At 71.1% G+C, this 18,862-nt stretch carries 15 protein-coding genes and 1 pseudogene; 4 read left to right on the top strand and 12 right to left on the bottom strand.

The window, feature by feature from the left end; genetic code table 11:
- On the top strand, window positions 1–876 hold the full coding sequence (locus EDD92_RS15840; RefSeq protein ID WP_123964918.1) for a RimK family alpha-L-glutamate ligase: 876 nt from the start codon (window positions 1–3) through the stop codon (window positions 874–876).
- On the opposite strand, the gene EDD92_RS15835 is transcribed toward EDD92_RS15840, so the two are convergent.
- The 10 genes from EDD92_RS15835 to EDD92_RS15790 all read right to left on the bottom strand — a co-directional run bounded on the left by EDD92_RS15835 (window position 839) and on the right by EDD92_RS15790 (window position 13,307).
- Window positions 839–1,468 carry a hypothetical protein gene (locus EDD92_RS15835; RefSeq protein WP_123964917.1) on the bottom strand — a complete coding sequence of 210 codons (630 nt, stop codon included), beginning with the start codon at window positions 1,466–1,468 and terminating at the stop codon, window positions 839–841. The genes EDD92_RS15840 and EDD92_RS15835 overlap by 38 nt on opposite strands.
- A complete protein-coding gene (locus EDD92_RS15830; protein WP_123970411.1) occupies window positions 1,434–2,264 on the bottom strand; it encodes an FkbM family methyltransferase in 831 nt (276 codons plus the stop codon). The genes EDD92_RS15835 and EDD92_RS15830 overlap by 35 nt, the downstream gene beginning before the upstream one ends.
- 2 nt (window positions 2,265–2,266) lie before the next feature.
- Window positions 2,267–2,491, bottom strand: a complete 225-nt coding sequence (locus tag EDD92_RS15825) for a Trm112 family protein (protein WP_123964916.1) — start codon at window positions 2,489–2,491, stop codon at window positions 2,267–2,269.
- Window positions 2,488–3,408, bottom strand: a complete 921-nt coding sequence (locus tag EDD92_RS15820) for a hypothetical protein (RefSeq protein WP_123970410.1) — start codon at window positions 3,406–3,408, stop codon at window positions 2,488–2,490. The genes EDD92_RS15825 and EDD92_RS15820 overlap by 4 nt, the downstream gene beginning before the upstream one ends.
- Before the next feature lie 26 nt (window positions 3,409–3,434).
- Window positions 3,435–4,178, bottom strand: coding sequence for a class I SAM-dependent methyltransferase (locus EDD92_RS15815; protein ID WP_123964915.1), 744 nt, complete (start codon window positions 4,176–4,178; stop codon window positions 3,435–3,437).
- Window positions 4,175–5,710 carry a condensation protein gene (locus tag EDD92_RS15810; RefSeq protein WP_123964914.1) on the bottom strand — a complete coding sequence of 512 codons (1,536 nt, stop codon included), beginning with the start codon at window positions 5,708–5,710 and terminating at the stop codon, window positions 4,175–4,177. The genes EDD92_RS15815 and EDD92_RS15810 overlap by 4 nt, the downstream gene beginning before the upstream one ends.
- On the bottom strand, window positions 5,707–10,104 hold the full coding sequence (locus EDD92_RS15805; protein ID WP_123964913.1) for an alpha-(1->3)-arabinofuranosyltransferase: 4,398 nt from the start codon (window positions 10,102–10,104) through the stop codon (window positions 5,707–5,709). Before EDD92_RS15805 ends, EDD92_RS15810 begins: the two co-directional genes overlap by 4 nt.
- Window positions 10,101–10,826, bottom strand: a complete 726-nt coding sequence (locus EDD92_RS15800) for a class I SAM-dependent methyltransferase (protein WP_123964912.1) — start codon at window positions 10,824–10,826, stop codon at window positions 10,101–10,103. The genes EDD92_RS15805 and EDD92_RS15800 overlap by 4 nt, the downstream gene beginning before the upstream one ends.
- 82 nt (window positions 10,827–10,908) lie before the next feature.
- Complete coding sequence (locus EDD92_RS15795; RefSeq protein ID WP_123964911.1) at window positions 10,909–12,126, bottom strand: glycosyltransferase family 4 protein; 1,218 nt, start codon at window positions 12,124–12,126, stop codon at window positions 10,909–10,911.
- Window positions 12,127–12,332: 206 nt separating this feature from the next.
- Complete coding sequence (locus tag EDD92_RS15790; protein WP_123964910.1) at window positions 12,333–13,307, bottom strand: DUF3068 domain-containing protein; 975 nt, start codon at window positions 13,305–13,307, stop codon at window positions 12,333–12,335.
- Window positions 13,308–13,505: 198 nt separating this feature from the next.
- Between EDD92_RS15790 and EDD92_RS49835 the strand changes: the two genes are divergently transcribed.
- The 3 genes and pseudogenes from EDD92_RS49835 to EDD92_RS15780 form a co-directional block, all read left to right on the top strand.
- Window positions 13,506–13,658, top strand: a complete 153-nt coding sequence (locus EDD92_RS49835) for a hypothetical protein (RefSeq protein WP_185124029.1) — start codon at window positions 13,506–13,508, stop codon at window positions 13,656–13,658.
- Window positions 13,659–13,661: 3 nt separating this feature from the next.
- Window positions 13,662–14,906: a CdaR family transcriptional regulator gene (locus EDD92_RS15785; protein WP_123964909.1), complete on the top strand. Its 1,245-nt coding sequence runs from the start codon at window positions 13,662–13,664 to the stop codon at window positions 14,904–14,906.
- A gap of 11 nt (window positions 14,907–14,917) precedes the next feature.
- Window positions 14,918–15,592 (top strand): annotated as a pseudogene (locus EDD92_RS15780) (RNA-guided endonuclease TnpB family protein); the annotation flags it as partial.
- A gap of 95 nt (window positions 15,593–15,687) precedes the next feature.
- Here the strand turns inward: EDD92_RS15780 and EDD92_RS15775 are convergent.
- Both EDD92_RS15775 and EDD92_RS15770 read right to left on the bottom strand, forming a co-directional pair.
- The gene (locus tag EDD92_RS15775; protein ID WP_123964908.1) at window positions 15,688–16,725 is read right to left on the bottom strand and encodes an NAD-dependent epimerase/dehydratase family protein; all 1,038 of its coding nucleotides are present in this window, start codon (window positions 16,723–16,725) and stop codon (window positions 15,688–15,690) included.
- A gap of 37 nt (window positions 16,726–16,762) precedes the next feature.
- Window positions 16,763–18,799 carry a TerD family protein gene (locus tag EDD92_RS15770; protein WP_123964907.1) on the bottom strand — a complete coding sequence of 679 codons (2,037 nt, stop codon included), beginning with the start codon at window positions 18,797–18,799 and terminating at the stop codon, window positions 16,763–16,765.
- Between the last annotated feature and the right edge of the window lie 63 nt (window positions 18,800–18,862).

Raw genomic sequence — 18,862 nt, 5'->3', positions numbered from 1 at the left:
GTGCCCCGTGTCGCGCTCGCCACCTACGACCCCGGCGCGCAGCCGAGCAAGGACCGCGACCTGCCCGTGCTGGTGGGCGCGCTGCGGGACGCCGGGGCCGAGGCCGTCGCCGTCCCGTGGGACGACCCCGACACCGACTGGAGCGGCTTCGACCTCGTCGTCATCCGGTCGACCTGGGACTACAGCTGGCGGGCGGAGGAATTCGTGGCGTGGGCGGAGAAGTGCGCTGCGGTCACCCGCCTGGCCAACCCGGCGGAGGTCGTGCGCTGGAACACCGACAAGCGGTACCTCGGGGACCTGACGGAGGCGGGAGTACCCGTCGTCCCCACCCGCTACCTCGCACCCGGCGACGCCCCCGACCTCCCCGACGACCACGAGTACGTCATCAAGCCGACCTCGGGCGCGGGCGCCCGGTACGCCGCCCGCTACACGCCGGACGACCATGACACGGCCGTACGGCACCTCGCGCGCATGCACGCGGAGGGCCTGACCGCGATGGTCCAGCCGTATCTGACCGGCATCGACGTCAGCGGCGAGCGGGCCCTGCAGTTCTTCGGCGGCCGCTTCCTGCACGCCTCCCGGAAGGGCGCCGTACTGGCGCCGGGCACGGCATACGACGCCGCCAAGGTGGCCCACCCGGACCTCGCGCCATGGTCCCCGAGCCCGGCCGAACTCGCCGTTGCGGAGCGGGCGTTGACCGCCGTACCGGATGTGCCCGAGCTGCTGTACGCGCGCGTGGACCTGGTCGACGGGGCGGACGGGGAGCCGCGGCTGATGGAGCTGGAGCTGGTCGAGCCCAATCTGTTTCTTGATCTGCATCCCGGGTCGGTGACGGTGGTCAGGGACGCGATTCTGGCGACGGCGGCCGATCGCTGACCGCCACCCGCTGCAACAACCCCCAGGTGAACTCGGCGGCCACCTCCCGCCGCACCCCCGCCCCGTCCGCTGCCGTGAACGCCAGCCCCCACCGTGTGGGTGCCGTGCCCTCCAGTGGCCGGGCGGGGGCGAAAGCTCGGGCCGCCTCGTCGACCGTGCAGGACCAGGGGGTGAGGTCGTCGAGGGTGCGCAGGGCCGGGCCGGGGGTGCCCGGGGCGCGGACCAGCCATTCGTTCCAGACGGCGCCGTTCGGGGCGAGGAGGACCTCGAAGCGGAGGTCCGGCCAGAGGGGGAGGGGCCAGAGCCAGGCCTCGCAGTCCAGGTCGCCGATCTTGCGGGTGATCACCGACTCGGGCGTGCCGAGGATCGAGCGGTAGCGGGAGGCGGCCGCGCGTGCCCGCGGCGAATGCAGCATCGCCTGCCAGCGTTTGTTGGCCTCTCTCATGTCGGCGATGGAGGCGCCCAGCTCGCGGCGGGCGTCCTCCACCAGGTCCGGGTTGTGGTCGGCCATGCGGCGCAGCAGGACCAGCTGGAAGTCGAGGGGCGTGAAGGGGCGGCTAGCGGGGCGCTTGGCGGGCGGCATGGGAACCATGGTGGCCCACCACGTCGGCGCCCGGACGGCGGCCGTCCGGGAGGAAGAGGACCGAGTTGACGTAGCGCGGGTGCTTGCGGAAGGGCAGCACGCGGCCCAGCAGGCCCTGGGCGACGACGTGCGAGACGGTTGCCTGATGGGCCTCCAAGGGGAACTTCGCGAGCGGCACCCAGGCCGATCCGGGAAGCACCCAGCCGTCGTAGCGGAGCAGGGAGAGGTAGGTGACGACGGGGGCGATCGGCTGGATGCGGGACTCCAGCTCGACGAACAGGGCGGGGCGGTCGCGGGCCAGCAGGCCCGTCGCCCCGCGGAGCACCGCGAGCTCGTTGCCGTCCACGTCGATCTTGATGAAGCCGACGTCCCGCAGGCCGAGTTCGTCGAGGGTCACGCAGGGGACGTGCAGGGCCCGGGCGTGGATGTCGCGGCGGACCAGGGAGGACACGCCCCGGTCGCCCGCGTCGTCCGGAGGCAGCCACAGACGGGCGGTGCCGGGGCGGTCCGAGGCGGCGGCCTGGACGACGCGGACGTTCGGCGGGGCGCCCTCCGTCAAGAGCCGGGCCAGGTGGGGGACCGGTTCGATGGTCACCACCTGGCGGGCGCGGGTGGCCAGGCGCCGGGTCCAGGGGCCGTACCAGCCGCCGACGTCCACGGCGGTGCCGCAGCCGGGCGGGCACAGATCGGCCAGCCGGGCCAGCTCGGGCTCGAAGCGCGGGTAGACCGCCCGGGCGGCGGCGGCGACCAGACGGGTGGGCAGCAACGGGGCCAGCCGGGCGGCCAGGGTGCGGGGCGGAGTCACGGTCACTGGGCCATCCGCTTGAGCAACGCCTCGTGCTCGTCGTCCGACACCTGCTCCCCGGAGGACGGCAGCAGCTGCGGGATGCCGTCGACGATCGGGTAACGGCGGTGCAGGCGCGGGTTGTACAGGGCCTCGGGGGCCGCCGGTCCGTCCGGCCTCACGAGGTGCAGCGGGCCCTTGTCGAGCGGGCACGCCAGGATCCGCAGCAGCGGGTCGTCGGGGTTCATGGAGGGGTCAACTCCTTGGTGGCGATGGGGGGTTGGGGTGGAGCCTGGGGTGCCGGCTGGTCGTGCTTGGGCATGGCCAGCAGGACGGAGACGGCGAGGACGGTGCCCGCCAGGCGCAGGGCGAGCCGCAGCGGGTCGTGCGGGAGCGCCTCGCCGAAGGAGAGGGTGCCGAGTACGGCCGTGTAGAGGCAGGTCACCGTCGTGCACACCGGCACGATCAGCGAGGCCCGGCAGCGCTGCAGCGCGGCCTGCGACATCACCAGACCGAACGCGCCGGTGAAGAGAAGGAGATACGGGTACGGGGACTTGAGCAGGCCGACCACCGCACCGCCCAGCCCGCTCGACGTCAGGTAGCTCGACACGCCCTTGATGGCGAGCGAGCTGACCCCGTACAGCAGGCCGACGGCCACCCCGTACTCCACGCCCGTCGTCGGTGCGCGGTGGCGGTGGCGGGTGCGTCGCTCCGCGGCCCCGTACAGCCACACACCGCCTGCCAGCGACGGCACGCACACCAGCAGGATCAGCTGGTACGGGGCGCTGCGGCTGACCGTGTCCGAGCCCTCCTTGAGGGAGAGCACGACCATCAGCAGCGCGGCGAGGATCGCGCCGAGCGCGTACCGTTCCCGTCCGGTCGTCTCCTCGCCCAGCAGCCGGGCGGAGAGCAGGACGAGGAGCACCAGACCGGAGACGAAGATGCCCTGGGCGGCGGCGATCGGCAGCGTCCGGTACACGACGAGCTGGGCGCCGAAACCGGAGGCGAGGGCGAGGGAACCGCCGATCCACAGCGGGCTGCCCAGCACCAGTCTGAGCAGCCGGGCGGGGTTGCGGATCGTCACCTCGGGGAGCGAGGTGAGCGCCCGTTTCTCCAGGACGAAACCGAGGCTGTACAGGGTGTTCGCCAGCAGGGCCGCGGCCACTCCCCACCACATCGTCCGTGCCCCCTCTACGTCTTTCGGGCGTGCAGGAGAAGGATCGAGGCGAGCGAGGGTCTGGAGCAGGCCAGCCGGTCGAAGGGGCGCAGGGGGCGGGGCACGCCGTGGAAGGGGGCGCCTTTGACGTCCACGACCTCGAAACCGGACGCGGCGACGAACTCCCGTAGCGCACGGGCGGTGTAGAGCCGCAGGTGTCCGACCACCTCCGTGCCGGGCCGTCCGTGGATCGCCCGCAGACTGACCTCGGAGAAGACGGGCTGCACACCGGCCAGCAGCAGGGCACGGTTGTACCAGGCGGCCAGGTTCGGGGTGGAGAGCATCAGGTGGCCGCCCGGGCGCAGGATGCGGCGGATCTCGTCGAGGGCGGCGTCCGGGTCGACCAGGTGCTCGATCACCTCGCTGAACAGCACGGCGTCGGCGGAGGCCGTCTTGAACGGGAGCCCGCCGTCGGTGAGTTCGCCGCGGATGGCGTACGACAGGTGGGTGCGGGCCCGTTTCAGGGCGTCCTGGGACCAGTCGACGCCGATGATGCGGTGGCCGGTCAGGAGGGGGGCCGCGGTGGCGGCCGCGGTGCCGTCGCCGCAGCCGATGTCGAGGATGGTGCGGGGTGTGCCGGTGGCCGCCGGGCCGAGGGCGGCGGCCAGCATGCGGGCCTGGCGGAGGCTGCGGGGGGTGCCGGAGGCGACCGGGACGGCGGGGTCCTCGTAGAAGTCGCGCAGGTCAGGGCGGTGCACGGGGGCGGTGGTCGCGTTCACGGGGTCACCTCCGTGGAGTGCAGATAGTGCTCGAACAGGTCGCGGAGGTGGGCGCCGTCGCCGTGGCTGAGCAGGGCGCGGGACCAGCGCAGGGCGAGGTGGAGGCGGCCCGCCGTGGAGGCGGTGGTGACGGTGAGGCCGCGGGGCATACGGGCCGGCGCCGAGAACCAGACCGCGTGCGCGCGGCCCGCCTCCTCGCCGAAGTCCAGGGGGTACGGGATGCGGCCGATGTTGCTGAGGAGGGTTGTGGATGTCCAGGGTGCCGCGGCCTTGCGGAGGCCGCGGGTGAGGGCGGCTCGCCAGGCTACGGGGGTGACGGGGGCCGTGAGGAGGGCTGCGCCGTGGCCGAGTTGGGGCCGGGGGAGGGATTTCAGGGCGCGTGTGCGGGTTGCCGTGCGGCGCAGTAGCGCGGGCATGGCGGTGGGGTCGTGGGCGGCCAACTCCTCTGGGGAGAAGGGGACTTCGACCAGACGGGTGCCGTTGCCCATGGGCATGGTGGCGTCTCGGGGGCGGTCGTCCACGGGCATGGTGATGCGGAGGGGGCGGGGGTTCGCGCCGTGTTCTCTGTTCCAGTGGGCGATGGTGAGGGCTGTGGTGACCATGAGCTGGTCGTTCACCGTGTAGGGGGAGCCCTTGGGGCGGTGGGGGAGGGCGAGTTCGGTGACGAGCATGCCGTTGCCGGGGGAGGGTTCGGGGGTGCCTTGGGCCACCCTGGCGGGTGGGGACCAGTTGGACGGGGTGTCGACGGGGTCTTGGGGGAGGTCTGGTGTGCGGGTGGGTGGCGCGGCGGGGGAGTTGTCCTGGCCACCGTAGATTTCCGCGGCCGTGGCCAGGACTCGGAGGCAGGCGGGGCCGTCCAGCGCTGTGTGGTTGATGGTCAGGAACAGGACCGTGCCGTGGGCTGTGCCGGAGCTGGTGGGGGTCGCGGTCGCCGGCCCGCGCTCGCGGGGTGCCGCTCTCTTTGGGTCGGGAGCCGCCCCAGCGGGACGATTGCCCGCAGTTACGGCGGCGGCGGTATCGGCGGCGGCGCCCGCAGCTACTTCGGCATTAGCCCCCCCGGCGTCGGCGCCCGTGGCTGCCGTCGTGCCGACCGCGTCTGTTGCCTCGCTGCCCTCCGCAGGTCCTGCGCCCTCCACCACCTCCAGACGTATCGGTGGTGACAAGGTCAGCGGGGGAGCCGTCGTCAGGGCCCGGGTTCGTGCGTCGCGCAACGCGTGGGGACCTGCCCGCAGGAAGGTCACCACCTCTGTGTCCGGCTCTCCCGTCAGTTCCCACTCGTAGCGGCGCCGGTACCAGTGGCCGGAGGCCTCGCGCATCAGGATGCGGGGGTGGCGGCGCAGGGCCTCCGTGAAGGCTGCGCGCAGGAGGTCGCGGTCCAGGGGGCCCGGTAGGTGGACCTCGATGTGCACCGTCTCCGGTTCTTCTTCCTGGAGGCAGTGCCGGGCGACCTCGTCGACGACGGGGAAGGGGATGCGGCCCGGTGGTTGTGCTGCCGGGCCGTCGGCGCGGGCGGGGTGTTCGAGTGCGGTCACGTGGGTTCGTCCCTCCCCCTGTCGGCTTCCGGCCGCTGTGCCTCCTCGGGCGGGGTCGGCCGGAACTTCGGTTTGCGGAACTGGATCCGCGCGGTCGGCGGGTCGGGATCGGGGCCGCCGGGGCCGCGTGCCGAGACGGTCGGTCCGGCGTCGGGGGGCGGGGGCGGTGCGGTCTCGCCCCCAGGCACCGGTCCGGTCGAGCCGCGGTGCCGTTGCGGGAGTGGGCGGGTGGGTGCCTCGGAGCCGGGTACCGGCGGCAGCACCGCCGTCGAGCCCGGTCCTTCGGCGGGCTCCCTTATGCTCACCACGCCCGCGAACAGGCCGATCAGTGCAAGGAGTTGGGCCGTGTGGCCGAAGGCGCCCTCGCCCGCGCCCACGGGCTCCCCGGCCCCTGTGGCCGCCGCGATGCCCGCCCCCGCGAGGGCGACGAACGCGAGCGGCACGAGCAGCGCGTGCCGGCGATACGCCAGCAGTGCCAGCGCGGGCACCAGCAGCGCGAACCATCCGGCGATCAGCACACCCACCACCGTCAGGGCCACCGTGCCGAGCCACAGCCCGGGGAGCGGCGGTACCGGCTGCGGCAGATCGGGGTTGGGTGAGCGGCGGCGCCAGACGACCAGCCCGACAAGGACCGCCAGCCCGACCCCGCCGCCGATCAGCCCGCCCTCGTAGGTCGTCGCGGGCTCGTATGACAGCTTGACGGTGCCGCCCGCCCCGGCCGGGATCCGCCAGCCCTGCTGCCAGCCGTCGAGGCGGACCGGGGTCAGCTCCTTGCCGCCCAGGGTGGCCTTCCAGCCGTCGTTGTAGTTCTCGTACGTCGTCAGATACGTGGCCGCACCGGAGCCGACCGTCACCTCGCGGCGGTCGCCCAGCCAGTCCCGAATCGTCAACTGGCGTTCCACAGTTGTGGGTTCGGTGACGGTGCCGCGGGTCAGGGTCACGTCGGTCAGGGTGAGCGGTCCGGCGTCCCCGGCCTCGACGCGGTGCGTACCGGCTCCCAGCTCCAGTTCGCCGTCGTTACGGCCCCGCTGGCAGAGCGTCACCTCTACCGTCCGGCGCTCCGTCAGGTCCCGTACCGTCCCCTTCGCGCTGGTCTGGTACAGCTTGCCGTCCACCGCCACGTCCGGCCCCTGCCCGCACGGCAGCGAGAAGGTGCGGGAGCTGCTCGGCTGCGGGGTGCGGTACTGGTCGAGCGCCGGGATGTACGCCTCGGTCAGGCCCACCGGGAGCTGAAGGTCCTCGTCGGCGACGGGGTTGTGGAGGGTCAGGGGTGCCGTCTGGGTGATCGTGATGTCCAGGCGGTCGGTGGTGATCGGGTCGAAGCGGACCACGCCGTTCTCGTCGGCGCCGGCGATGGTCGCACCGTCGGGGGAGCTGATGTCCACCTGCGTGGGACGGGTCGACAGGCCGCCCGCGGGTGCCAGCACGATCTCCCCCACCGGCTGTTTGCCGCTCCAGCGCAGATGGATCGTGGGCCGGTCGCCCGCGATCCACGCCGTCGTCAGATCGCCGTCGGTGAGGTTGCGCGCCGACAGGCCCGCGCCGAGGGCCGCCGTGGAGTCGGCGGTGGCGACGATGCGGTTCTGCTGGTCGGGGGCGACCTGGTACAGCAGCTTGTCGAGTTCCGCGCCGTTCACCGGCACGGCGCCCGCCTTCACCTCGTACGTCCCCGCCGTGGCCGTGGTGAAGCGGCGGTGCAGGCCGGCTTCGGTGCCGGTCGCGGAGAGGCCGGTGGGGTCGGCGGTGCGGTGCAGGGAGATGAGGGTGGCGGCGTCGTCGGAGTCGTCCGCGTCCGTGGGCAGCCGGAGGAGGCGGGTCACCTGGACGTGCTGGAGGGAGATCTCGGCGAAGCCCGCCCCCGTCAGACCCGAGCGACGCTCCACCGAGTCGACGATCGTCAGCTTCATCCAACCCGTCGCGCCTGCCGGCGCCTTGATGGTCTGCGTCTGGCCGTTCGGCCGCAGGAAGCTGGTCCGCTCCCCCTTCTCGGTCTCCACCCGCACCTTCGTCGCCGCCGACCGCACGCTCTCCTGCGGCAGCGGGGTCACCTTGAACGAGGACGGCATGTCGTACGAGTCGGTGAAGCCGATCCGCAGCCACTGCCCGTCCGCCGAGCCGGGTGCGCCCTCGGCCCAGGCCGTGTCCGGGTTGCCGTCGAAGGCGTTCACCGGGTCGTACTGCGGGAGGTGGAAGAGCCAGTTGCCGCTGGAGGACGCCGTCACCGAGCGCGCGCCGCGCAGCTGGGCCACCGTCTGGTGGTCGAGCCCCTTGGTCGGCAGGATCTGGTGCGGTTTCTTCCCCGCGTCCTGCACGGCGTCCGGCGCGTTCCGCTCGGAACTGGTGTACGTGTACGAGGTGTTGCCGCTGACCAGCCCGAACCGTGTGTCCGCGCGGCGCAGCCCGTCGCCGACCACCTGGAGCGGCGGGGAGCCGAGCCCGGGGTGGTTGTCGCCGGTCAGCACGGTCGCACGGCCGCGCAGCTCGGAGGCGAGCGGCAGCAGGGCCTCGGGACCGCCGGAGACGACCGCGGTGTCGGAGACGGGCAGCAGGTGCGCCTGCCCCGGTCGCGGCACGCCGTCGCCCGAGGGTTCGTAGATCTCGACCGCCCGCTGCCGCGGATACAACCCCTCGACCTGCAGCGGAGCGTCGTGCGCGATCTTCCCGCCGGTCATGACCGGCCCGAAGCCCGTCACCCGGACGTACCCCGACTGCTCCAGGGTCCGCTTCACGGTCGTGGTCGGTACGGAGCCGATCTGGTCGGGGTCGAGGTCGTTGCGTACGACGACGTAGTAGACGCCTGCCCGGCTCAAGTAGTCGGCAAGCCCCGGGACGTCACTCCCGGAGGCCAGGGCGTCCTCCACCGCGTCCATCGCGCGCCGGTTGCCGGGGGTGCCGAAGGGCACGTAGTCCCGTTGCGCCCAGCGGGACTTGGCGAGGACGTCGAGGGGCTGGTCGATGGGGGAGCCCCAGGTGTAGATGCCGTGCGAGGTGGCCGGGACGACGAGGGCACGGGAGTCCGGGGAGTACTTCTCCAGCCAACTGGCCGTGGTCTTCCAGTACTTGGGAAGCTCCTGGAAAGACCCCGGGTTGAGGATCGAGCCGTTGAGATACGGCCACATCAGACCCGGCAGGATGAGCACCGCAGCGATCAGCGGGACGAACCGGCGCCCGCGCACCGGCCGCGCACCCCGCGGCTCGGCCGCGACCCCCACCACGTGCGCGAGCCCCAGCACCAGCGCCAGCGCCAGTCCCGTCTGGAACTTGTAGATGTTCCGGAAGGGGACGAGTCCGCCGTTCAGCCAGTCCTGCACGACCCCGTGGAAGGGCGCGCCGAACGCGCCGCCGTACCCGGCGAGCAGCACCAGAACCGTGGAGATCACGGTCAGCACCAGCCACCGCCGCTCCGGCATGTCCCGTCTCGCGAGCCCCGCCAGACCGAGCCCGGCAGCGAGCGCCGAACACACGACGACGATCACCGACGCGGCGACCGTCCACCCGGCCGGCAGCCAGGCCTGCCCGAAGTGCAGATACGCGACCCAGTTGCCGGCCCCGCGCAGTGCCTCCGTCGCCGACATGGTGGCCGTCGTGGTCTGCGAAGTCTCCACGTACGGAAGGAAGTTCTCGCCGTAGACACCGAGCATGACCAGCGGTATCCACCACCAGGCGGTCGCCACGATCACCCCCGGCACCCACCAGGCGATCAACTTGCGCTGCCGAGGCCCGGGCGGGCGGGAGAGCAGATACAGCCCGACCGGCAGCAGCGAGGCCAGCGTGGAAGCGCCGTTCACGCCGCCCATGAAGGGGACGATCAGCGCCGAGCGCAGGGCGGCGACCCGGGCGCTGTACCGCTCGTTCGTCAGCGGCAGCAGCACCCAGGGCAGAAAGGCACCGGGCAGCGCGGCCGCCGACGTCGACCCGACGACGATGGTGAAGACGGGCCACAGCGCATACGCGACCCCCGCGAGCAGCCGCGACCCACCGCTCCCCACCCGCAACCGCTCGGCCAGCCGCAGCGCGCCCCAGAAGGCGACGGACACGATCAGCGACAGCCACAGCCGCTCCGCCAGCCACACGGGAAGGCTGATCGCGTGGCACAGCCAGTAGAACGGCAGCATCGGCCACAGATAGCCGGCGTACTGGTCCTGGATGCCGCCGAAGCTGCCCTGGTCGTGCCACAACTGCCCCAGGCCGGAGAAGAAGGCACCCGGGTCGCCCGTCACACCCAGCTTGGTGTCGAAGGTCTGCCGCCCCGGGTGCACCACCAGGAACAGCACCAACATCACGGCCCAGAATCCCACCAGCCAGCGCCGCGACCGCGGGCCCTCCGGCGGACCCGAGGTGGCCGCGGTGGTGTGGACGGCTGCCGGAGGAGGGGCCTGGACCGTGGTCGTCATGGGGGACACCGCCGGAGGATGAGGAGAAGGTTCCAGGTGGCCACCTCACGGATCCCCGGCGCTTTCACGACGGTCTCCGCGAGGAACGGCCAGTAGCGGGAGCGCGCCGAGACGACCGTGACGTCGTCGCGGGCGCGCACCTGCCGCAGGGTGGCGCCGATGTGCACGGCGAAGAGGTTCTCGCCGAGGGTGTGCTTGGCGGGCTTTCCGGTACGCCGCCGATAGCGGGCGCGGGCCCGATCGGCACCGAAGTAGTGCCACGGCGCCCATTCGTGACCGCCCCACGGGGACAGCCAGTTGGTGAACGAGACGTAGATCAGCCCACCGGGCCGGGTGACGCGGGCCAGCTCGCTGAGGAACGTCTGGGGATCGGCGACGTGCTCCAGCACATTGGAGGAGAAGGTCACGTCCGAGACTCCGTCGGACAGCGGCAACAGGTACCCGTCCGCGATCACGGCCCCGTCGGGCGGCTTCTCGCCGAGTTCTTGTACGTCCGGCTCGAAGAGGTAGGCCTGCGCTCCGCGCCGCCGGAACTCCGCGGTGAAGTACCCGCCACCGCCCCCGACGTCCACGACCGTACGACCGTCCACGGGACCGTCGTATGCCTCGACTTGATCAGCGGCGTCGCAGGCGAGTAGTTCGTAGCACGTTTCAGGGTCGTCCTGTTCATGCCGGAAAGCACGGAAAAGGGCAAGGGACCGCCGAAAGGAGGGATCTTTCATGCCGCGGTGCGGGGGAGCGCCCCCATAGGGGCGCGGGGAACGGCGCGACCAGCCACGAACGGCCCGCAGCCCAGACACGGCCTCACCGACGCGGCGCACAGTCCGGCTCACCCCCGCCGGAGGCGTGCCTCACCGCCTCGGCGGCCACCGCACGAAACTGTCTCACCGTCCGATGCCAGCGATAACGAGCCGCCCGATCCCGCGCAGCCTTGCCCATGAGCTCACGGCGGTGCCCGGACAGGGCAAGCGTGCACCAAGCAGCGGCGAACGAGGACTCCCCGTGCGCCAGCACACCGGTCTCCCCGTCCACGACGGAATCACGCAACCCCGGCACATCAAAGGCAATGGTCGGCGTCTCCCGAGTCGCAGCCTCGGTGACGACCAACCCCCACCCCTCCACTGCAGAGGGATGCAGCAACAACCAGGCCGCACACAACAGCCGGTGCTTCTCCGCCTCGGAGACGTGCCCGACGAACTCCACGCCGGGCCCGGCAAGCTGCTCCAGCCGCCCCCGCTCGGGCCCGTCACCGACGATGACCAGCCGGCCGCCGGTCACCGGCCGCACCCGCTCCCAAAGTCTCAGCAGCAGGTCGATCCGCTTGTACTCGACAAGTCTGCCGACGGCCACGAACAGCGGCTCGGCCGACCGGTCGGCGCGCGGACCAGGTTCCTCCACGCCGTTGTGGACGACACGGATACGGTCCCGTTCCACGCCGATCCCCCGGAGGGCATGCGCCGTGGACGGCGAGACCGCGACCAGCAGACTCCGGTGCTGCGCACCGGTCAGCGCCCACTGCTCAAGTCTTCGGCCGATCCGGGCGGCCGGCGTGAGGGGCCCGCCGAACCGCATCTTCCACAGGTCGGAGTGGACGTGGTTGACCAGACACAGGGTGGGGCCGTGGTGCCAGAGGGGTGCGAGGTACGGCATGCCGTTGCAGACCTCGACCAGCAGGTCGGTCTCGCCGACCTGACGGGCGAAGGCGGAACGGGCACGCAGGTAGTGGGCGAACTCGCCGCCGGCCGACACGACCCGGTAGTCCCGGAAGGCCGCGGGACCCCCACAGATCAGGGTCACCTGGTGGCCGAGGTCGGTGAGTCCCTCGGCGAGCCGGTCGACCAGCAGCTCCGAGCCGCCGGCCGCCGGATTGTCGAGATCCCGGTGGGCGAGGAAAACGATTCGGCGCGGTTGTGGGGGGAGCGCCGAAGGGTGCTGCGGAGCCCAGGAGTGCGTGGCGCGATGGGGGTCCCCCCGTTCGAGCGAATTCGAGAATGGGGGAGGGGAAGGCACGTGCTGGGGCATGGGTGCTCCAACTCGTCTCAGGGTGCGGAACTCAGCAGTGGATTTCCGGACTTGCTGTGGGGGGACTGAGCTCTTCATGGGCGGGGGGTGTGGACACGTTGTGCTTGGGTGGGGTTGGACAGTTTTCGCCCAGCCGTTCGCCACGGCTACTCACCGGGGTGACAAATTTCCGCCTTATTAGAACTGACGTCATGTCACAACGTGAGCTAAGCCTGTGAAGTCCGGGGCGTCTCGGGCGAATCGGGACGCTTCCGTCCTCGTACCACCAAAACCGCACCCACCGTCGCCAGTACGAATCCGGCCACAGCGGCGGTAATCGGCAACGTCTGCCCCACCATGCGCAGCTGACCGCTCTCCTTTTTGGCCAGCTTCACCTGGTCCTTCTGCGTGGTGTTGGTGAACGCCAGCTTCCGGCTGTCCAGCAGCACCACGGCGTCCTTCTTGGTGCCCGGCGCCCGCAGGGTGCGCCGGGGGCCGACCTGGGCGTAGAGCACCCGACCGGTGCGCTGGTCGACGACCAGCTCGATGCCGTGGTTGGAGTACCACTCCTCGGCCAGGACCTGCGGTTTGTTCTTCTGGCCGACGATGGTGCCGGGGACCAGCCGCGTCCCGATCTTCGCCGGGGCGACGGTGCCGGTGAAGCGGTAGCCCCGGTACCCCTGGATCTTCTTGGTGCCGGAGTAATGCAAAGTGACGGTCGAACCAAGCGAGTTGTCCCACCACTGGTACGACTTCCGGCGCACGTCGAAGGGGAACTTCAGATACGCGTCGCCCTCGAAGTACGGGTTCTCCTTGCAGCAGTGCACCGGCTGGTTGGTGTGGCGGTTCGTCACCCAGCGGTTGAGGAAGAACTCCAGCGCGTCGTGCGGATCGGCGGCCGGCAGCGACTTGTCCGTGTCGACCGTCGTCGTCACGTCCCACACCGCCCGCCCGCTCTTCTCGCTGTCCGCGACGTTGCCGCGCACCTGCTGGGTGACCGTGATCCGCTTGTCGTGGACTGTCTCGATCTCGTCGGTGTCGAAGTAGCTTCCGGTGCCTCTGTAGACGGCGGTGGTGTCGATGTCGATCGGGTTCACGGCGGCCCGCGGCTCGACGTACCAGGCCAGCATCGGCGCCAGGACCAGCAGAAACGTGCCGAGTCCCAGAAGAATCAGCGAAAGGGGGGAGACTGTACGGCGCATCCGGGCACTCCAGGGGGAGGGATGACGGAGTTCGGGCCGCTCCGGCCCGCGACGCCGGACTGGCGGGAAGACGGGGCCTTGGGCCGGGAACCGTAGGCTGCTCTTGACGGGGTGTCAATGCTTGTCGAGACTGGGGCCGACAGGCAGGGGTGGGGCACCGGGGTGGGACGACCTCCGGACAGAGAGGCTGACCCTGCGATGTCCAGACTGCTCGCTGCCGTGCTCACCGTCGTGGCCGCCGCCGCGCTCGCCGTGGGCGCCGCGCTCGGCATCGTCGCGCTGCTCGATGCGACGCCCGCCCAGCCCAACACCCCATTGATCACGTACGAGCAAGCCGGGCAAGGGAGTTGACCTGTGACGCCCGCTCACTCACCGGCCGTCACCGCCCGCTCGGCCTGGCACGACGTGCCCCGTCTCCAGGTCCGCCGGTTCGCCACCCTCGCCATGGCCGAGGCGCCCGCGCTCGCCGAGGAGATCCTGCGCGAGATCCGCCGCGAGTACCCGCACCTGCCCGTCGTCCTCGACGAGTCGGGCGAGCCGATGGCCCTGGTCGGCATCCGCCGCGCCATCGAGGTCTTCGTCCAGCACCTGGAGCAGTCGGAGGGCCGTCCGACGGTCCCGCCGGGCGTCTTCCAGGAGTTCGGCCGGGGCGAAGGCCTGCACGGCCGCTCGCTCGACTCCCTGCAGGCGATCTACCGGATGGGCGTACGGCTGGCCTGGCGCCGTTTCGCCGAGATCGGCCAGCGCGTCGAGATCCCGCCGCCCGCGATGTACGAGCTCGTCGACGCGGGTTACGAGTACCTGGACGGCCTGGTCGACCAGTCGGTGCGCGGCTATGCGGAGGCGGCGGCGCGGCAGGCCGGGGAGCGGCTGAGGCTCCAGCGGCGGCTGATGGAAATGCTGCTCGCCGAACACCACCGGGGCGACCCGGCGGACGCGCTGACCGAACGGGCCGCCCGGGTCGGCTGGTCGCTGCCGCGCAAGGTCGCGGTGGGCGTGCTGCTGCGCCCGGCCCGCGAGGCGGTGGCGCCGGCCGTGGGGCAGGGTGTGCTGCTCGACATGGAGTACGAGCAGCCCCGCATGGTCGTCCCCGAACCCGACGCGGCCGGCCGCCCCGAACTGCTGCACCGGGCGCTGACCGGCTGGTCCGGGGCGATCGGACCGCCCGTACCGCTTTCCGACGCGGCGAAGTCGCTGCGCTGGGCCGAGGCGGCCGTACACCTGATGGAACGGGGGCTGCTGCCCGCCGGGGACGTCCTGTACTGCACGGAACACACGGAGGCCCTGGTCCTGCTCCAGCCCGAGGAACTGATCGACGACCTGGCGCTGCGCTGCCTGGCCCCCCTCACCCACTGCGGTCCGACGCACGGGCGCCGGCTTGCTGAAACGTTACTGGCGTGGCTGGAGACGCGAGGCGGGGCACCTGAGGTGGCCGCCCGGCTGGGCGTCCACCCCCAGACCGTCCGCTACCGCCTCCGCCAGATCCGCGAGCTGTGGGGCGACGAGATCGACGACCCCGACCGCCGATTCGAGCTGGAACTGGTGCTCAGGGCACAGCGGTTGAGGGGGGTGCTGGGGGAGGTGGGGCGGCGCCAGTGACGACGAACGCCGTCAAGCCGCTCGCGGCGGGCGGTTCGGCGGTCGGTGTCGACGTCGGCCTGGACCACTTGCTGACGCTCTCCACCGGGGAGAAGATCGTCAACCCCCGGCACGAGCGCAAGGACCGGTGCAAGTTGGCGAAGGCACAGCGGGAACTGTCGCGTAAGGCAAGGGGAGAGGGTGCCAACCGGCGCAAGGCCCGGCAAAAGGTCGCGAAGATCCCTGCGCGGATCAGGGACCGCAGGCGGGACCACCTGCACAAGCTGACCACTCGACTCGTGCGCGAAAACCAAACGCTCGTGATCGAGGATCTGACCGTGCGCACCATGGTCAAGAACCGGAGCCTGGCCCGCGCGATCAGCGATGCTGCCTGGGCGGAGTTTCGGGGCCTGCTGGAGTACAAGGCCGCTTGGTACGGGCGGGAAGTGATCGCGGTGGATCGCTTCTTCCCCTCCTCCAAGCTGTGCTCCCACTGCGGCACCCTCCAACCGGAGATGCCGCTGCACGTCCGTATGTGGACGTGTGACAGTTGCGGCACGACCCATGACCGGGACGTGAACGCCGCGAAGAACCTTCTGGCCGCCGGGCTGGCGGTGTCTGTCTGTGGAGCCGGTGTAAGACCCCAACGGAGAACTCCGGGCGGGCAGTCGGCGATGAAGCAGAAGACCCCACGGCGCGAGCCGTAGGAACCTCCCTCGCTCACGAGGGGGAGGATGTCAAGAGGAAGCAGCACTGGCGCCGCGCGCCGCTGCCCGGCGCGAAGGGGTTTGCCGGATCGACGTCACATGGACCGTTGCGCGCGCCACGCTTCGTAATGGTCCAGGACGGTTTCCTCGACGGGCCGGTAGCTGATCCCCAGGTCCCGCACGCTCCGGCTGTTGTCGACGCGGAACCTGATGCCGAGGTGCCCCCGGATGTAGTCCTGGGTGAGCCCGAAGGCGGGCCCCAGGATGCGAACGGGCCAGTGCGGAAGGCGGGTTCGCGGCAACCGCCGATCCCTGGGATACCGCCCCCGAATGATCCGAGCCATCTCATGGAAGGACGTCATCCGCTCGGCCGCGACGATGTAACGCCCGTGCGCGTCAGGTTTCTCGGCGGCGGCGATGTGCGCGTCGGCCACGTCCCGCACGTCCGCCGTGGTGAAGCTGAAGTCGGGGGCGCCGTAGAAGAAGTACCCCTTGAAGAGCTCTTCGAGAAGGAAGAGGCTGCCCGACTCGGAGGCGGGCGTGAGGGAGGGCCCGAGCACCAGCCCCGGGTTGACGGCGACCATGCGCCACCGCGACTGCCCCTTCTCGGCCTCCCAGGCGGCCTGCTCCGCCACGGTCTTGGCGTAGTGGTACGGGTTGTTCTCGACGGTGCTGCTGGTGTTGAAGTACGCCTCGCTCAGGATCCGCCCCTCCATGTCGCGTACGTCCGCGTAGTCGCCGAATATCGCGCCGACGGTGGAGGTGAGGACGAGCCTGCGGACGCTCGGCGTCCGGTCGATGCTCGCGATCACATTGCGGGTACCGACAAGGGCGGGCTCGACCATGTCCCGCTGCCCGTCCTTGATCCTCTCCGGCATGAAGAAGGGCGAGGCCACATGAAAGACGACCTCGCACCCCTTCATGGCCTCGTCGAAGGCCCCGTCGACGAGCAGATCGGCCTCGAACAGCTCGAGCCGACCGGGAAACCGGTCCTGCAACGCCGTCAGGGGCGCCACCTTCGCCCTGTTCGCAACACTGCGCACGGTGGCACGCACCCGGTACCCGCGCTCCAGCAGCCGCCCCACCAGATGACAACCGACGAACCCACTGCCTCCGGTCACCAGCACGTCCACGCGCACTCCGATCTTCGCCCGGTCGGTCGCAACTCCCTTACCCCGTAGGCTCCTTCGATGAAGCCCGCCGCGGGGTCGCGGCGTCCAGGTGGACCACCACCGTCGTGTAGAAGCGCTGCACCGCGTCGTCCACGCTGCGGATGAAGCCGGTTTCTGCGTTGCCGCGGCCGCTGCCCATGCTCTTGAGCAGGGACAGGCGGAAACCGGTGATCCGGGTGGCGGTGTTCTTCGGGAGCATGTCGGCCGGCTCGGGGCGCAGGCGCTCCAGAGTCCCGCGGGGCCCACCCGCCCCGCCTTCGACCAGGGTCTCGACGTGCAGGTCCGCCGGTGCTTCGTCCAGCCGGCGGATCAGCCGCTTGGCCCAGGTCAGCGGGTAGCCCTGGTCCGGTGCCGGGATCTCGACGGACGTGCGCAGCCTGCCGGTCCGCAGGTCGGCGGTGACGGACAGCAGACCCGGCGCACCCTCGACGCGCAGCTCCGCCTGGAGCCGCCCGTCGACGCAGAGCTCGTCCGCCAGTTGGGCCCGGCGAGCCCCAGGATCGGCCCCGCGCTTGGCCCGCTGGGCGGGGAGGACCTTCTGTCCGAGTTCGCCGCCGAGACCGAGACACACCTGGCGGATGAGCCGCTCCCAGCTTTCGACCACCTCCAGCGCCCGCGCGTCACCCTGGCACAGGGTCTCGTCGTCGATTCCGTTGCGCACGGGCACCCAGGCCGAGCCCATGTTCTGGAAGCCGTGGCAGCCGGAGTTCTCGTGCTGCAGATACTGCAGCAGCTGCTGCAGCAGCCAGGCGTGCGCGGCGTTGCCCACGCCCTCGTGCCGGATCAACATCTGTGCCTGGTGGGCGACTTCGGCCCAGGACAGGTGCCGCAGGGCCACCTTGTGCTTGCGCCGCCCGTCGATCTTGACGTCGACGAGCGGGCTGCCCTCCAGGGCGACGTCGTTCGAGAGCGTGATCACGGCCTCGTAGCCACGACGGGCGGCGATGTCCATGTACGCCTGCACCTGTTCGGCCCTGAGAGAGTTGCCGTTGGTCTTCGTCTCGATGAGCGCCGTCCACAGCTTCCCGGCCCGTTCGACGCGGATCACTCCGTCGGGGCGCCGGGGTGTGTCGCCGTGCGGCAGGGAGACCTCGGTGAACGTTTCCATGCGGCCCGCCGGTGCTCCGAACGCGGCCGTGAGCCTCCGGCCGAACTCCGGCACCTGTGCCATCACCGACAACAGCACCGAGGTGGCACGCATCTCGCGGTCCCGGTCGCTCTTGAGCACCGAGACAGGGAAGAGCCGCGCTTCCTTCCAGGACTCGTTCTCCGCCAGGGACTTCCTGGTCTCCCTGGGCAGCGTGACCTTTTTCTTCGCCGTGCGAGGTCGTGGGGCCGGCTTCCTCGGCCCGGCATCGGACTCGCCGCTGGGCCTCCGGGGAGCCGGGATGGCCTCGAGGGCAGTGGTCTGCGCAAGAGCCTCGGCGGGTGCGGCGGGGACCGCCGTCTCCAGGTGCTCCCCGCTTTGCGGTGCTTCCGCCTCGGCCGCGTCGTCGTCGATGTCCACGCCGAAGTCCGTCGCCAGGCCGGCCAGTCCTGCTTCGTAGCCCTGCCCCACGGCCCGGAACTTCCATTCGTCCGCACGCCGGTACAGCTCGCCGAAGATGATCGCGCTCACCGAGTCGGCGTCGTCGATCGTGAAGCGGAGCAGGTGCTCGCCCACGCCGTCGGCCAGCGTCACCCTCACGTCTTCGAGTTCCCCGAACCGGGCACCCTCGTAGCGGCTTGCGGCTACGACGATCCGGTCCACGTCGGCCGGAACCGCGGTCAGGTCGAAGCCGATGCGGTCCTCGTTGCCGTCCGCTGTCGGTGTCTTCCCCAGCAGCTGCACGCTTCCATCGGCGGCCACCGGGTTGTTGTAGAAGTAGAAGTCGGTGTCATTGCGCACCTTGCCGTTCGTGTCCAGCAATAAGACGGACACGTCCGCGTCGCCCTCGCCGCTCGGGCTCACCCAGCCCAGACCGACGATCACCGAACCGACGTTCTCGCTCAGGGCCGCCAGAGACACGTTCGAGCCCTTGACCATTTCATGCATGGAAACCCCCCAATCACACAGCCGGGACGCCGCCGGCCCCTCCCGCCGCGGCTGTCCCGTGCA

The organism is Streptomyces sp. TLI_185 (genome assembly GCF_003814765.1).
Taxonomy (GTDB): domain Bacteria; phylum Actinomycetota; class Actinomycetes; order Streptomycetales; family Streptomycetaceae; genus Streptomyces.
The sequence above is the reverse complement of the archived record's forward strand: the minus strand, read 5'-3'. Positions and strand labels throughout refer to the sequence as shown.